The sequence below is a fragment of the Candidatus Pelagibacter sp. FZCC0015 genome, from assembly GCF_007833635.1.
In the GTDB taxonomy this organism is placed as follows: domain Bacteria; phylum Pseudomonadota; class Alphaproteobacteria; order Pelagibacterales; family Pelagibacteraceae; genus Pelagibacter.
In genome coordinates this window covers 635,454-650,489 of the sequence record NZ_CP031125.1, presented here as the reverse complement: position 1 = coordinate 650,489, position 15,036 = coordinate 635,454, and the positions used below count along the sequence as shown (strand labels likewise).

The following is a 15,036-nucleotide window of genomic DNA, read 5'->3' as shown; positions in this document are numbered from 1 at the left end:
TATGAATAAAAATTTAAAAGATTTACCACTGAGAAGTGGGGTCGGAATTGTGTTATTAAATAAAGAAAATAAAGTATTCGTAGCAAAAAGAATAGATAATCCTAAAAATTTTTGGCAAATGCCTCAGGGTGGTGTTGATGAGGGAGAGGATAATTTAAAAGCTGCATTTAGAGAACTAGAGGAAGAAACAAGTATCAAAAGCGTAGAACTTATAAAAGAATTAGATGGTACATTAACCTATGATTTACCTGATAGATTACTAGGTATTATTTGGAAAGGTAAGTACAAAGGTCAGAAGCAAAAATGGTTTTTAATGCGATTTATTGGAAATGATAATGAAATAAATATTAATACATCTAATCCAGAATTTTTAGATTGGAAGTGGATTGACTTAGATTTAATTACTGATGTTGTTGTTGATTTTAAACATCATGTTTACAAAGAACTTAAAGAAAAAGTAAAAAAATTAATTTAGAGTTTTTAAAACTTCAACTTTTTGATCTGCTAAATATTTAGATTGATCGTTAATATCGTTTTTATTAGCCTCTTCTTCTGCCTGTTTAAGTAAATCTTGTTGCTTTGATTTATCCATATCAGCAAGATTAAAAATTGTACTTGTTAAAATAGATAAATTGTTATTTTTGAACTCAACAATCCCATCTTCAACATAGTAATTTTCATCACCTGATTTTGATAAAATCTTAATTATCCCAGGTTTTAAAAAGGAAATAATAGAAATATGATCCTTCAATATTCCCATCTCTCCTTCAAAAGCAGGGACCACAACTTCTGAAACATCATCTTTTACTAAAAAAGATTTTTCAGGATTTACTATTTCAATTTTAAACTCTTCGCTCATTAAGCAGCAGCTTCTTGTTCCATTTTCTTAGCTTTTTCTATAGCTTCTTCAATTGTTCCAACCATATAAAAAGCAGCTTCAGGTAAGTGGTCATACTCACCTTTACAGATTGCATCAAAACCTTTGATAGTTGAGTCAAGATCAACAAGTTTTCCTGGAGAACCAGTGAATACTTCTGCAACAAAGAATGGTTGAGATAAAAATCTCTGGATTTTTCTTGCTCTTGCTACAACTAATTTATCTTCTTCTGATAACTCATCCATACCAAGAATAGCTATAATATCTTGTAGTGATTTATATGATTGTAGTATTCTTTGAACATCTCTTGCTACTCTATAGTGCTCATCTCCAACAATTCTTGGGTCCAAAATTCTTGATGTAGAATCAAGTGGATCTACTGCAGGATAAATACCAATTTCAGCAATTTGTCTTGAAAGTACAGTCGTTGCATCTAAGTGTGCAAACGATGTCGCTGGAGCAGGATCTGTTAAATCATCAGCAGGCACATAAATTGCTTGTACAGATGTAATTGACCCTTTGTTTGTAGTCGTAATTCTTTCTTGAAGGTTACCCATGTCAGTAGCTAATGTCGGTTGATATCCGACAGCAGATGGAATTCTTCCTAACAAAGCCGAAACCTCTGATCCTGCCTGAGTAAATCTAAAGATGTTATCTACGAAGAAAAGTACGTCCTGACCTTCTTGATCTCTAAAATATTCAGCTACAGTTAACCCTGTAAGTGCAACTCTTGCTCTTGCTCCAGGAGGTTCATTCATCTGACCATAAACTAAAGCAGCTTTTGAACCAGCTCCTTCTTTTTTAATTACTCCAGACTCAATCATTTCATGATAAAGGTCATTTCCTTCTCTAGTTCTCTCTCCAACTCCTGCGAAAACTGAAAAACCACCATGAGCTTTTGCAACGTTATTAATTAATTCCATAATTAAAACTGTTTTTCCTACTCCTGCTCCACCAAATAATCCAATCTTTCCACCTTTTGCATAAGGCGCAAGCAAATCAATAACTTTAATACCTGTTACAAGTATTTCAGTTTCTGTTGATTGGTCATTAAATTCAGGTGCAGCTCTATGAATTGGCCAACTTTCTTTAGTCTTAACCTCACCTCTTTCATCAATTGGTTCACCAATCACATTTATAATTCTTCCAAGTGTTTCAGGTCCAACTGGAACTTGAATAGGAGCATTGGTATTAGTAACTTCATCACCTCTTTTTAATCCTTCAGTAGCATCCATAGCAATTGTTCTAACAGTAGTTTCACCTAAGTGTTGTGCTACTTCTAAAACTAGTCTGTTATCACCATTTTTACATTCCAATGCTGTTAAAATTTCTGGTAGTTCACCATCAAATTTTACGTCTACTACCGCTCCAATAACTTGTGTGATTATTCCTTTGCTCATAATTATAAACTTTCTGCTCCTGATATGATTTCTATTAGTTCTTTTGTAATTGCTGCCTGACGACTTCTATTATATTCGATAGTAAGTTTGTCAACCATTTCACCTGCGTTTCGGGTTGCATTATCCATTGCACTCATTCTAGACCCTTGTTCGCTAGCTGAATTCTCTAACATTGCTTTAAATATTTGCGTAGAAATATTCTTTGGCAATAAATTGCTTAAAATTTCATCTTCATCTGGTTCAAATTCGTAACTTTCTTCTGAACTATTTTCTTCTCCCTCATTATTTAAAGGGATTATTTGCTGTGCTTGAGGAATTTGAGTAATTACATTTTTAAATTGGTTATAAAAAATTGTACAAACATCAAATTCACCTGCCTCGAATTTTTCAATTACCATTTTTCCAACTTTGTCAGCATCAAAATAATTTGCATTTTTAGACTCTTTGAAAGAAATATTTTCAATTATTTTATCACCATAAACTCTTTTTAATTGGTCGTTTCCTTTTGAGCCTACTGTAATGATTTTAAGTTCTTTACCTTCGTCTAAAATTTTTGCAAAATAACTTTTAGCTTTTTTAATAATATTAGAATTAAATCCGCCGCATAAACCTCTATCAGAAGTCATCACCACACAAAGATGAGTTTTTTCCTGACCAGTACCTGACAATAACTTTGGTGCATTTTCTTTATCAGATATACCATTTGATAAATTTAAAATAACATTATTCATTTTTTCAGAATAAGGTCTTCCCTTCTCAGCGCTTTCTTGAGCTCTTCTTAATTTAGCTGCTGCGACCATTTTCATAGCTTTAGTAATTTTCTGTGTAGACTTTACACTAGCTATTCTTTTTTTTAGGTCATCTAAACTTGCCATAAATTATTAAGATTTAAAATTTCCTTTTAATTGAGTGATTACCTCAACAAGTAATTTTTCTTTATCTTCCTCAAGTTTTCCTGAAGTTAAAATTGACTCGATAATTTCAGGCATATCTGATTTACATTTTTCAATAATCTTGCTCTCAAATTCAGCAACGTCTTTTAAATCAATATCGTCCAGATAACCTTTAACTCCACAAAATACTGAAATAACTTGTTCTGCAACAGTCATCGGTGAATATTGTTTTTGTTTTAAAAGTTCAGTTAGTTTAGAGCCTCTATTCAAAAGCTGCTGAGTAGATGCATCTAAATCAGATCCGAATTGAGCAAAAGCTGCCATTTCTCTGTATTGTGCTAACTCTAGTTTCATTGAACCAGAAACTTTTTTCATCGCTTTTGTTTGAGCTGATGAGCCAACCCTAGATACTGATAAACCTACGTTAATTGCAGGTCTTATACCTTGGTTAAATAGTTCTGTTTCAAGGAAAATTTGTCCGTCTGTAATTGAAATAACGTTAGTTGGAATAAACGCGGATACGTCACCACCTTGTGTTTCAATAATTGGCAGTGCAGTAAGTGATCCACCTCCATGTTCGTCACTTAATTTAGCTGCTCTTTCAAGTAATCTACTATGAAGATAAAATACATCTCCAGGATAGGCCTCACGCCCTGGAGGTCTTCTCAATAGCAATGACATTTGTCTATAAGCAACTGCTTGTTTAGACAAATCGTCATAAATTATTAATGCATGCATTCCATTATCTCTAAAATACTCGCCCATAGTACAACCTGTATATGGTGCTAAGAATTGTAGAGGAGCAGAGTCTGATGCTGTAGCAGCAACGATTGTTGTGTACTCCATAGCTCCAGCTTCTTCTAATGTTTTTTGAATTTGTCTTACTGTTGATCTTTTTTGTCCAACTGCAACGTATATACAATACAATTTTTGTTTTTCATCACCAGATTCATTGATTTTTTTTTGATTAATAATTGCATCTACTGCAACTGCTGTTTTACCAGTTTGTCTATCACCGATAATTAATTCCCTTTGCCCTCTTCCAATCGGAACTAGACTGTCAATTGATTTAAGACCAGTTTGCATTGGTTCACTTACTGATTGTCGTGGAATAATACCAGGAGCTTTTACTTCAACCCTGCTTTTTTTAATTCCTTTATCTAATGGTCCTTTTCCATCAATAGGATTTCCTAAACCATCCACTACTCTTCCTAATAATTCTTTTCCAACTGGAGTATCAACAATATTACCCGTTCTTTTTACTACATCCCCTTCTTTAACATTTCTGTCATCACCAAAAATTACGACACCAACGTTTTCACTTTCTAAGTTTAGAGCCATACCTTTTGAACCATCTGCAAACTCTACCATTTCACCAGCTTGAACATTATCCAAACCATAAATCCTAGCAATACCGTCTCCAACTGATAAAACTTGACCAACTTCTGTGACTTCTGCTTTGTCACCAAAATTTTTAATTTGTTCTTTTAATATTTTTGTAACCTCTGAAGGATTTATTTCCATTTATGCCTCTATCATTCTATTTTCGATTTGTTGTAATTTATTTTTAATTGAGGTATCGACCATAGTACTTCCTACTTGTACTACCAAACCTCCTATTAAACTTTCGTCATGTTTGTAGTTTAATTTTATTTTTGAGCTAAAATTTTTTGTTAACTCCTCTGTAATTTTTGCAATTTCTTCATTAGATAATTCTTTTGCTGATTTTAATTCTGCTTTAAGTTCACCTCTTTTTCTTGAACAAATCTCAATAAAGCTTTTAAGGATACGCTCAATAAAAAAGAAACGTCTTTTTTGAATTAAGAAACTTAAAAAATTTTTAAATAAAGACTCAAATTTATTATTTTCAGAGATTGTATTGATTACTTTTAATAAATCTTCTTGGCTTGTAGTTGGATCTTTAATCAAATTAGAAAAATCTTCACTTTGCTCAATTAAATTAAGAATAGATGAAGACTGATCTTCGATCTGACTTAAAAGATTGTTTTCCTCTGAAAGTTCAAAAAGCGCAAGAGAATACCTTTCGGCTGAAGTTATTGAAAATCCGGTGTCTTTACTCAACTTGGTTCCTCTATAATGTTGAAGATTATTTAAAAATCACGCCCTAAATAGCATATGACCCTTATGTCTTCAAGTAGCGGATTCGTAAAAAAGGCCTCTTTTTTGCGGTTAATTGAAGTTAATTGGATCAACATCAACTGAAAGTTTTATTCCAGAAGAAAATTTATATTTTGGAATAATTTTTGCAAGAGAGCTTTGTAGTTTCATGGATTTTAAGCCTCTGATTAAAAATCTAATTCTAAATTTTCTCTTTAATCTAAATAATGGGGCATTCACAGGCCCTAATATTTTTCCTTCAATTTTATTTTCAATGAAATTTTTAAAATTAATAGCTTCTTTTTCTAATTTAATTTCATTATCTCCTGTTAAGATTAAAGAAATAAACCTTTGAAATGGAGGTAGTTTATTTTTTTTTCTTATCTCTAGTTCTCTTTCTAAAAAAATATCTGGATTTTTACTTGTAATTTCTGAAATCATCTTAGTATTATTTTCATAAGTTTGAAAATATACCGTTGCTGGTTTTCCTGTTCTTCCTGCACGTCCTGAAAGTTGATGATAGAGCTGCAAATTTTTTTCTGCCCCTCTTAAATCATGTCCTTGAGATGAAAGATCAATATCAACAACTACAATGCAATTTAAGCTTGGAAAATGAAAACCTTTTGAAATTAATTGAGTTCCAACTAAAATATGCGTTTCATTATTAATAATTTTATCTATTTTTTCTTTAGAATCTTTTTTATTCATTGTGTCACTTGAAAAAATCTCTATTTTTTTTCCAGGGAATTTTCTTTTTACTTCTTCTGAAATTCTCTCGACACCAGGGCCGCTAAAAATAAATTCACAATTGCCTTCTTTTGTACAGTCCCTTTTAAGATCGGATTTGTATCCACAATAATGACATAATAAGTTATTTTTATTTTTATGATAAACTAAATTGATACTACAATTTGGACATGTAAAACTTGTAAAACACTTATTACATAAAGCATTTGGAGAAAAACCTCTTCTGTTTAAAAAAAACAAAACTTGATCTTTTTTTTCCAAATGTAAATTAACTTTTTCAATAATTTTATTTGATAGCCATGATTGTTTTTCAAGTTTGGTATTATTTAAATTAATAATTTCATAATTAGGTAAAGCTGCTTTTTGATATCTTTCATTTAATCTAGAAACCTCGTATTTACCCTTTTTAATATTTTCAAAAGTTTCTATTGAAGGAACAGCAGTAATCAAATTTATTGGAATGTTTTCAAAAGATGCTCTAGAAATTGCCATATCACGAGCATTGTAGGTTATGCCTTCATCTTGTTTAAATGATTGATCATGTTCCTCATCAACAATTATCATTCCTAATTTTTTAAATGGTAAAAATAATGAAGACCTTGCACCAATAATTATTTTTATTTTACCATTAGAAACGCCACTCCAAATTAATTCTTTCTTTTTTTTTGAAATACCTGAGTGCCAAACTGCGGGCTTAAAACCAAAATATTCTAAAAATTTTTGTTCAAACTGGCTAGTTAAACCTATTTCTGGTAATAAAATTAATCCTTGAAAATCCTTCTCTAACAGTGGTTTTAATGCTTCAAAATAAACTAAAGTTTTTCCTGATCCAGTTGTGCCTTGTAAAACATGAACTCTAAATTTTTTATTTGAAACATTCATTTTTTTTAGAGATTTATTTTGATCACTAGACAGCTTGATTAAGTTTTGCTTAATTTTGCTATCAAATATTTGATAAAGTTGAGTTTCTTTGTTCTCTACCGCATCACTACTTAAGAGCACTAACTTTAATGCCATACCTTTTGGGATAAGATTATATTCTGCAAACCAATTTAAAAAATTAATTGTATTTTTTTTTAATGGAGTAACGTCTAATTTCTTGATTACCTTTTTAGTCTTAAAATTTTTATTATTATTTTTTTCAAATTCGTCCCAAACAACACCGGTAATTTTTGATTTTCCAAAAGGTACCATTACATAATCTCCAACTTTAAGAGTTAAATTACTTTCATAAGTAAATGGATGATTAAAAATATTTGGTACGAGAATCGGATATTTCATATTTTTATAATATGAAAAAAAATTAAGAGTGTATTGCTCTTTTATCTACTGATAAAGCAGCTTCTTTAACTGCTTCAGAAAACGTTGGATGAGCATGACAAGTTCGGGCGATATCTTCTGCACTTGCACCAAATTCCATTGCAACACCAATCTCTGCAATTAATTCTCCTGCATGAGGTCCAATTATATGTGCACCTAATACTTTATCTGTTTGCTCATCAGCTAAAATTTTAACAAAACCTTCTGCATCATCTATGGCCTTGGCTCTTGAATTGGCCATAAACGAAAATTTCCCTACTTTATATTTTTTATTTAATTCTTTTAATTGCTCCTCAGTTTTACCGATTGATGCTACTTCTGGCGTTGTATAAACTACTCCTGGAATTGTATCATAATTTACATGTCCAGATTGACCAACTATGTTTTCTGCAACTGCTATACCTTCATCCTCCGCTTTGTGTGCAAGCATTGGACCAACAATTACATCGCCTATTGCATAAATGTTTTCAACGTTAGTCTTAAAAATTTTATCAGTTTTAATTCTATTTCTTTCATCAAGATCTACTCCTACAGACTCTAAATTTAAACCATCTGTATTGGGTTTTCTGCCAACAGAGATTAAAACAACATCACATTCAAAATTATTTTTATTACCATCTTTATCTACTGTTGAAACCACTGCACCTGCTGCATTTTTTTTAATTGTTTCAACTTTATTTTGCATATTAAATTTCATACCCTGTTTTTTTAAAATTTTCATAAATTCTGAAGAAATTTCTTTATCCATTCCAGGTGTAATATGATCTAAAAATTCAACAACTTGCACCTCTGCTCCAAGTCTAGACCATACAGATCCCATCTCTAATCCTATATAGCCTCCTCCTACTACAACCATTTTCTTAGGTACCTTTTCTAACTTTAAGGCACCTGTTGATGAGACAATTGTTTTCTCATCTATTTCTATTCCTGGTAATGAAACTGGAACTGATCCTGTTGCAATAACTGTTTTTTCTGATTGGATGACAGTTTCTTTATTTTTATCATCCTTTATTAAAATTTCATTTTTTGATTTAAAACTTCCATGTCCTTTAAAGTAACTAACTTTGTTTTTTTTCAAAAGAAATTCAACACCTTTGGTAAGAACTGTTACAGCTTTATCTTTGCTTTTCATCATTTTGTCTAAATTTAATTTTACTTCACCAACTTCAATACCTTTGTTTGCTAAATTTTTTACTTTATGAAATTCTTCAGACAGATTAAGTAAGCTTTTTGATGGGATACAACCAACGTTTAAACAAGTACCTCCCAAAGACCCTCTAGACTCTATACATGCAGTTTTTAATCCTAATTGAGCAAGTCTGATTGCACAGACATAACCACCAGGTCCACCTCCAATAACTACAGCTTGAAATTTTTCTGACATTTAAATATCTAAAAACAACCTTCTAGGGTCTTCTAAATTTTCTTTAATCATTTTAAGGAAAGATACAGACTCTTTTCCATCAATAATTCTATGATCATATGATAATGCTAAATACATAATTGGTCTTATTTTGATTTCACCATCTACAACAATAGGTCTTTCTACTATATTATGCATTCCCAACACACCAGACTGAGGTAAATTTAGTATTGGTGTTGAAAGCATGGACCCATACACACCTCCATTACTTATTGTAAATGTTCCTCCCTGGAGATCTTCAATCGTTAGCTTTCCATCTCGCGCTTTTTCTGAAATTTCTTTAATATTTTTTTCAATATCAGCAAAGGATAATTCATCTGCATTTCTTAAAACTGGAACAACCAAGCCTTTATCTGTTCCAACTGCAAAACTAATATTATAATAATTTTTATATATTATCTCATCACCATCAATTTCAGCATTAACTGCAGGGAAATTTTTTAAAGCAACTACACATGCTTTTACAAAGAAAGACATAAATCCTAATTTTATTCCATAACGAGATTGGAAATCCTCTTGATTTTCTTTCCTCATTTCCATTACACTACTCATATCAACTTCGTTAAATGTTGTTAAAAGAGCAGCATTCTCTTGAGCTTGCTTTAATCTTTTTGCAATAGTCTGTCTCAACCTGGTCATTTTAATTCGTTCTTCCTCACCATATTGAATTTTTCTTTCAGATGGTTTTGGATTTGCACCCATCAAACTTATTAAATCTCCTTTTAAAACTCTTCCATCTTTGCCTGAGCCTTGAATTGAATTAATATCAATATTATTTTCAGCAACTATTTTTCTCACTGCTGGAGACAAAGTTGGACTCATATCTCTTTTTGGAGCAACTTCTGTTTTAACTTCCTCTGTTAAGACTAGAGGTTTTTCTTTAGATTTTCTAATTTCTTTTTCTTCAAATATTTTTGGTTCTTTTTTGCTAGCATCTAATTTTATTACATTGCTCTCTTTAGGAGTAATTTGCTCTTTCTTTATTTCCTCTTTCTTTATTGGTGCAGATTTAACCGCCCCACTAACTGCTGATACAGAACCTAATAATGCTCCTACTTCAACAACCGATCCATCTTGTGAATTAATTTCAGTCAATATTCCAGAAATTGGTGATGGCACTTCTAAATTTACTTTATCTGTCTCAAGTTCAACAATTGGCTCATCTGCTTCAACTGCATCTCCTGGATTTTTAAGCCATTTTGCAACAGTCGCTTCTGTTATACTTTCGCCAAGGACTGGTACTACTATTTTTTCACTCATTATAATTAATCAAACACCTCGTTAATTATTTCTTGTTGTTGAGAATTATGCCTTTTGGCGTATCCTGTTGCAGGAGTTGCATCTGGGCTTCTTCCTATATAAGAAATTTTGTTATTATTAGCCTTTAAAGTGTCTAATGTCCATTGGATATAATCTCTTACTGAAAACCAGGCACCCATATTTTTTGGTTCTTCTTGACACCAAAAAAATTGAGCATTTTTAGCATATGGTTTTAACTCCTTAACTAAAGCTTTTGCTGGAAACGGATATAATTGTTCTATTCTATACATCACAACATCATCTCTTTTAAACTTTTCTCTAGCATCTAATAAATCAAAATATACTTTTCCAGAACAAAGAATTACTTTTTTAATTTTAGAACTTTCTTTTAGTTCAATAAATCCTTTAGACTTAGGGTCAATAGCATGGTCCCATAGAACTCTATGAAAGGTGTTGTTTTTGTTAAAATCTTCTAAATTTGATACACAGTATTTATTTCTTAATAGTGATTTTGGTGTCATTATAATTAGAGGCTTCCTAAAACTTCTATGCATTTGTCTTCTCAAAGCATGAAAGTAATTTGCTGGGGTTGTGCAATTCATTACCTGCATATTGTCGTTTGAGCATAATTGTAAAAATCTCTCTAATCTTGCTGAAGAATGTTCTGGTCCTTGTCCTTCATATCCATGAGGTAACAACATTACTATACCAGATGCTCTATTCCATTTTCTCTCCCCAGATGCAATAAATTGATCAATTACTACTTGAGCTCCATTTGCAAAATCACCAAATTGAGCCTCCCAAAGAGTAAGAGTGTTTGGTTCCACAAGACTGTAACCATATTCAAAACCTAAAACCGCAAGTTCAGATAAAAAACTATCTACTACTTCAAAATGCTTTTGATTATCAGAAATATTATTAAGAGGAACATACCTGGAGTTATCTAGTTGATTTCTTAAAACAGAATGTCGTTGACTGAATGTCCCTCTACCAGAATCTTGTCCTACAAGTCTGACTGGATATCCTTCTTCAAGCAATGATCCAAAAGCAAGCGCTTCTGCTGAAGACCAATCAATTCCAGTACCTTTTTCAATACTTTCTTTTCTAGCATTAAATATTTTAGAGATAGTTTTATGAATATTTTTTTCTTCAGGTATAATATTTATTTTATCTGAAATTAATTTTAATTTGTTTTCCTCATAGCCCGTTATACCTCTTTTATCTTTGCCTCTTTCAGGTTTATATCTTGACCAAGTTCCTTCAAACCATTCTATTTTAGGATTATAGTCTTTTGCACTCTTATATTGTTCATCAAGTAAATCCTTAAATGATTTAACGTTTTGATTTAATAATTCTTGCGTTATAGAGTTTTCATTTACAAGTTTATTTCCATAAATCTTATAAACGCTAGGGTGTGATCTAATTTTTTTATACATTAAAGGTTGGGTAAATGCAGGCTCATCTCCCTCATTATGTCCAAACCTTCTGTAACAAATTAGGTCTACAACAACGTCTCTGTTAAATTTTAAACGAAATTCTGTTGCTATTCTAGTCGAATAAACAACTGCTTCTGGATCATCTCCATTAACATGAAGGATCGGTGCTTCTACCATTTTTGCAACATCTGATGGATAAGGTGAAGACCTAGCAAATCTTGGACTAGTAGTAAATCCTATCTGATTATTTACAATAATATGAATTGTTCCACCAGTATTGTGACCTGGTAATCCAGACATCGCAAAACATTCAGCAACAACTCCTTGACCAGCAAAAGCTGCATCTCCATGAATGAGTATTGGTATAACTTTGTTTCTCTCTTTATCTTGATGGAAAAATTGTTTAGCTCTTGTCTGTCCTAAAACTACAGGGTTAACAGCCTCTAAATGTGAGGGATTATCTGTTAAACTTACATGAACTGAGTTTCCATCGAACTCTCTATCTGATGATGCTCCAAGATGATATTTGACATCTCCAGCGCTATCTTCGCTGTCAGAACTAAATTCACCAGCAAACTCGTTAAAAATTCTTTTATAAGATTTTTGTAAAACATTTGCCAATACATTAAGTCTGCCTCTATGAGACATGCCTATCTTAACTTCTTTTATATTATTTTGCCCACCAATTTTTATTATTTGTTCAAGGGCAGGTATTAAACTTTCTCCACCATCTAAACCAAACCTTTTTGTTCCCACATACTTAGTAGCTAAAAATTTTTCAAATCCTTCTGCTTGTACTAATTTATTTAAAATTGCTTCTTTACCATTTTTTGTAAATTGAAGTGCATTTTTATCTTGCTCTATCCTGTCTCTAAACCACTTTCTTTCAACTGGGTTTGAAATATGCATGAACTCATAACCTATTTTTCCACAATAGGTCTTCTTCATAAACTTAAGTATTTCTCTTATATTTGCATATTTACGATTAATTACCCCGTTTAGAAAAATTTTCTTATCATAATTTTCTTTTTTAAAACCATAAAAATCTGGATGAAGCTCATCTAAATACTCTGACTCTCTCATTTCTAGAGGATCCAAATCTGCTAATAAATGCCCTCTTAGTCTATATGCTCTAATTAATGCTACGGCACTTATAGAATCTTTGTTTGAGTCAGCAAGTAATTGAAAATTAAATTTTTCTGAAGTGTCTAATTTGACATTATCAAAATCTTTTTTATCTTGTTCTTCTATTTTTTTTTGTAATTCATCAATATCAATCTTTTTTTTAGTTGGTCCCCATGATGGACCATTAATTTCTTTTGCTATTACATTTAATTCTTCGCCAATTCCTTCAAAATAATTTGCCCAACTTTCTGGAAGATCTGCATCTTTATTAATGAATTTTAAATACATTTCTTCAATGAATGCACTATTAGACTTATTTAAAAATGAAGTTTTTTCGAAATCAAGATTTTTTGATGAAGACATCTTTTTTATTTAATATATCCCTCTAATATTATTTTTCAATTAGACAGTTTATTAAATAAAGTTTTTCCAATAATTGATGGTGATTTGGCAACAGTAATACCGCATTCTTCCATTTTTTTAATTTTATCCTCAGCTCCACCTTTTCCACCTGAAATTATAGCTCCAGCATGTCCCATTCTTCTGCCTGGAGGAGCAGTAATTCCTGCAATAAATCCAACTATTGGCTTTTTGATCTTGTGATTTTTTACAAATTCAGCAGCTTCCTCTTCCGCATTTCCTCCAATTTCACCTATCATTAAAATAGACTCTGTTTCATCATCATTTAAAAATAAATCTAAACAGTCTATAAAATTTGTTCCGTTAATAGGATCTCCACCAATTCCTATACAAGTTGATTGACCGAGTCCATTTTCAGTTGTTTGAGCTACTGCCTCATATGTCAATGTGCCTGACCTTGATACAATTCCAACACTTCCTCTTTTATGAATACTACCTGGCATGATTCCTATTTTACATTCATCTGGTGTAATTATTCCTGGACAATTAGGTCCTATCAATCTGCTATTAGAGCCAATTAATTTTTGTCTTACCTTAAGCATATCTTGGATTGGAATTCCCTCTGTTATACAAACAATAAGTTCAACTGATGCATCAATAGCTTCAATTATTGCTGCTGCAGCAAATTTTGCAGGTACATAAATCATAGTTGCGTCAGCACCTACTTCATTTTTTGCTTCTAATACACTGTTAAAAACTGGTCTGTCTAAATGTTTTTGTCCACCTTTCTTTGGCGTAACTCCACCAACAAGATTGGTGCCGTATTTTATAGCCTGTTCTGAATGAAAAGTTCCGTGCGCGCCTGTAAATCCCTGACAAATAACTTTTGTATTCTTATTTACTAAAACTGACATATTATTTTATTGCCTCAACAATTTTCTTAGCTGCATCATCTAAATTTTCTGCTGAAATTAATTCTAAACCAGAATTATCAAGAATTTCTTTTCCCTCTTTAAAATTTGTACCTGCTAAACGTACAACTAGAGGAACACTAATATTTATTTCCTTGGCTGCATCAACTACTCCTTGAGCAAGGACATCACATCTCATTATTCCTCCAAAAATATTAATTAAAATACCTTTAACATTTTTATCTGAGAGAATTATCTTTAATGCAGCAGATACTTTTTCTTTAGATGCTCCACCGCCTACATCTAAAAAATTTGCTGGCTCTTTACCGTACAATTTAATTATATCCATTGTTGCCATCGCTAATCCAGCTCCATTCACCATACAGCCAATACTTCCATCTAGCTTGATATATGCAAGATCATGCTTGCTAGCTTCTATCTCGGTAGGATCTTCCTCGTTTAAATCTCTTAATTCAATAATTTCTGGATGCCTGAATAAAGCGTTAGAGTCAAAATTAACTTTTGCATCTAAACAAACAATTTTTTCCTCTTTTGTCAAAATTAATGGATTTACTTCAACCATGTTAGCATCAGTACTCACAAACATTTTATAAATTGATTTAATTAATTTAATTGCTTGTTTTTTTGCGTCTTCATTTAAATTAAAAATATTAATTATTTTTTCACAATCTGTCTCAGAAATTTCATCACCTATATCAACTTTTGTGGTTACAATTTTTTCAGGTGAACTGCTTGCAACTTCTTCAATGTCCATCCCTCCTTGGTCACTCGATATAAAAGCGATTTTAGAACTTGCTCTATCAACCAGACAAGATAAGTAAAATTCTTTATCTATATTTGATGATTCTTCTACGTATAATCTTTTTACTTCTCTACCTTCAGGGCCAGTTTGATGAGTAACTAGTGTTTTACCCAGTAATTCTTTAGCTGCTACTGTTAGTTCCTCAATAGTGTTTAAAATTTTTACACCACCAGCTTTTCCTCTGCCGCCCGCGTGAATTTGTGCTTTAAGCACATATTTCTCAGTTTTGAGTGCTTTTGCTTTTTCAATAAGTTCATCAATATTAAGCGCAAATACTCCTTCGGGAACTTCAGCTCCATATTTTTTTAATATTTGTTTAGCTTGATGCTCGTGAATATTCATT

Annotated in this window: 12 protein-coding genes; 1 reads left to right on the top strand and 11 read right to left on the bottom strand. The window is 31.7% G+C overall.

What is annotated here, in order from left to right; all coding sequences use genetic code 11:
* Nucleotide 1 precedes the first annotated feature (1 nt).
* Nucleotides 2-475, top strand: a complete 474-nt coding sequence (locus tag DT059_RS03410; RefSeq protein ID WP_145596777.1) for an RNA pyrophosphohydrolase — start codon at nucleotides 2-4, stop codon at nucleotides 473-475.
* Here the strand turns inward: DT059_RS03410 and atpC are convergent.
* From atpC to sucC, 11 genes are all read right to left on the bottom strand, one after another.
* Nucleotides 467-859 carry an ATP synthase F1 subunit epsilon gene (gene atpC, locus DT059_RS03405; RefSeq protein ID WP_145596772.1) on the bottom strand — a complete coding sequence of 131 codons (393 nt, stop codon included), beginning with the start codon at nucleotides 857-859 and terminating at the stop codon, nucleotides 467-469. The two genes, DT059_RS03410 and atpC, sit on opposite strands and share 9 nt — an antisense overlap.
* Nucleotides 859-2,277, bottom strand: a complete 1,419-nt coding sequence (gene atpD / locus DT059_RS03400; RefSeq protein WP_023854661.1) for a F0F1 ATP synthase subunit beta — start codon at nucleotides 2,275-2,277, stop codon at nucleotides 859-861. The genes atpC and atpD overlap by 1 nt, the downstream gene beginning before the upstream one ends.
* 2 nt (nucleotides 2,278-2,279) lie before the next feature.
* Nucleotides 2,280-3,152: a F0F1 ATP synthase subunit gamma gene (locus DT059_RS03395; protein WP_145596770.1), complete on the bottom strand. Its 873-nt coding sequence runs from the start codon at nucleotides 3,150-3,152 to the stop codon at nucleotides 2,280-2,282.
* A gap of 6 nt (nucleotides 3,153-3,158) precedes the next feature.
* Nucleotides 3,159-4,694, bottom strand: coding sequence for a F0F1 ATP synthase subunit alpha (gene atpA / locus DT059_RS03390; protein WP_145596767.1), 1,536 nt, complete (start codon nucleotides 4,692-4,694; stop codon nucleotides 3,159-3,161).
* Nucleotides 4,695-5,252, bottom strand: coding sequence for an ATP synthase F1 subunit delta (atpH, locus tag DT059_RS03385; RefSeq protein WP_145596765.1), 558 nt, complete (start codon nucleotides 5,250-5,252; stop codon nucleotides 4,695-4,697).
* 108 nt (nucleotides 5,253-5,360) lie between these two features.
* Nucleotides 5,361-7,316 (bottom strand): replication restart helicase PriA, encoded by a 1,956-nt coding sequence (gene priA, locus DT059_RS03380; RefSeq protein ID WP_145596761.1) that lies wholly within the window; start codon nucleotides 7,314-7,316, stop codon nucleotides 5,361-5,363.
* A gap of 22 nt (nucleotides 7,317-7,338) precedes the next feature.
* On the bottom strand, nucleotides 7,339-8,739 hold the full coding sequence (gene lpdA / locus DT059_RS03375) for a dihydrolipoyl dehydrogenase (RefSeq protein WP_145596759.1): 1,401 nt from the start codon (nucleotides 8,737-8,739) through the stop codon (nucleotides 7,339-7,341).
* A complete protein-coding gene (odhB, locus tag DT059_RS03370) occupies nucleotides 8,740-10,038 on the bottom strand; it encodes a 2-oxoglutarate dehydrogenase complex dihydrolipoyllysine-residue succinyltransferase (protein WP_145596757.1) in 1,299 nt (432 codons plus the stop codon). It abuts the gene before it with no gap.
* Between the two features lie 5 nt (nucleotides 10,039-10,043).
* Nucleotides 10,044-12,962, bottom strand: a complete 2,919-nt coding sequence (locus DT059_RS03365) for a 2-oxoglutarate dehydrogenase E1 component (protein WP_145596755.1) — start codon at nucleotides 12,960-12,962, stop codon at nucleotides 10,044-10,046.
* Between the two features lie 35 nt (nucleotides 12,963-12,997).
* Nucleotides 12,998-13,873: a succinate--CoA ligase subunit alpha gene (sucD, locus tag DT059_RS03360; RefSeq protein WP_145596753.1), complete on the bottom strand. Its 876-nt coding sequence runs from the start codon at nucleotides 13,871-13,873 to the stop codon at nucleotides 12,998-13,000.
* 1 nt (nucleotide 13,874) lies between these two features.
* Entirely contained in the window at nucleotides 13,875-15,035 is a 1,161-nt protein-coding gene (gene sucC, locus DT059_RS03355) for an ADP-forming succinate--CoA ligase subunit beta (protein WP_145596751.1), read from the bottom strand.
* Nucleotide 15,036: the final 1 nt, after the last annotated feature.

Bases quoted from the DNA above. Each gene is read 5' to 3' on its own strand.
- DT059_RS03410 (WP_145596777.1), top strand. From the start codon at position 2: ATGAATAAAAATTTAAAAGATTTACCACTGAGAAGTGGGGTCGGAATT.
- atpC (WP_145596772.1), bottom strand. From the start codon at position 859: ATGAGCGAAGAGTTTAAAATTGAAATAGTAAATCCTGAAAAATCTTTT.
- atpD (WP_023854661.1), bottom strand. From the start codon at position 2,277: ATGAGCAAAGGAATAATCACACAAGTTATTGGAGCGGTAGTAGACGTA.
- DT059_RS03395 (WP_145596770.1), bottom strand. From the start codon at position 3,152: ATGGCAAGTTTAGATGACCTAAAAAAAAGAATAGCTAGTGTAAAGTCT.
- atpA (WP_145596767.1), bottom strand. From the start codon at position 4,694: ATGGAAATAAATCCTTCAGAGGTTACAAAAATATTAAAAGAACAAATT.
- priA (WP_145596761.1), bottom strand. From the start codon at position 7,316: ATGAAATATCCGATTCTCGTACCAAATATTTTTAATCATCCATTTACT.
- lpdA (WP_145596759.1), bottom strand. From the start codon at position 8,739: ATGTCAGAAAAATTTCAAGCTGTAGTTATTGGAGGTGGACCTGGTGGT.
- odhB (WP_145596757.1), bottom strand. From the start codon at position 10,038: ATGAGTGAAAAAATAGTAGTACCAGTCCTTGGCGAAAGTATAACAGAA.
- DT059_RS03365 (WP_145596755.1), bottom strand. From the start codon at position 12,962: ATGTCTTCATCAAAAAATCTTGATTTCGAAAAAACTTCATTTTTAAAT.
- sucD (WP_145596753.1), bottom strand. From the start codon at position 13,873: ATGTCAGTTTTAGTAAATAAGAATACAAAAGTTATTTGTCAGGGATTT.
- sucC (WP_145596751.1), bottom strand. From the start codon at position 15,035: ATGAATATTCACGAGCATCAAGCTAAACAAATATTAAAAAAATATGGA.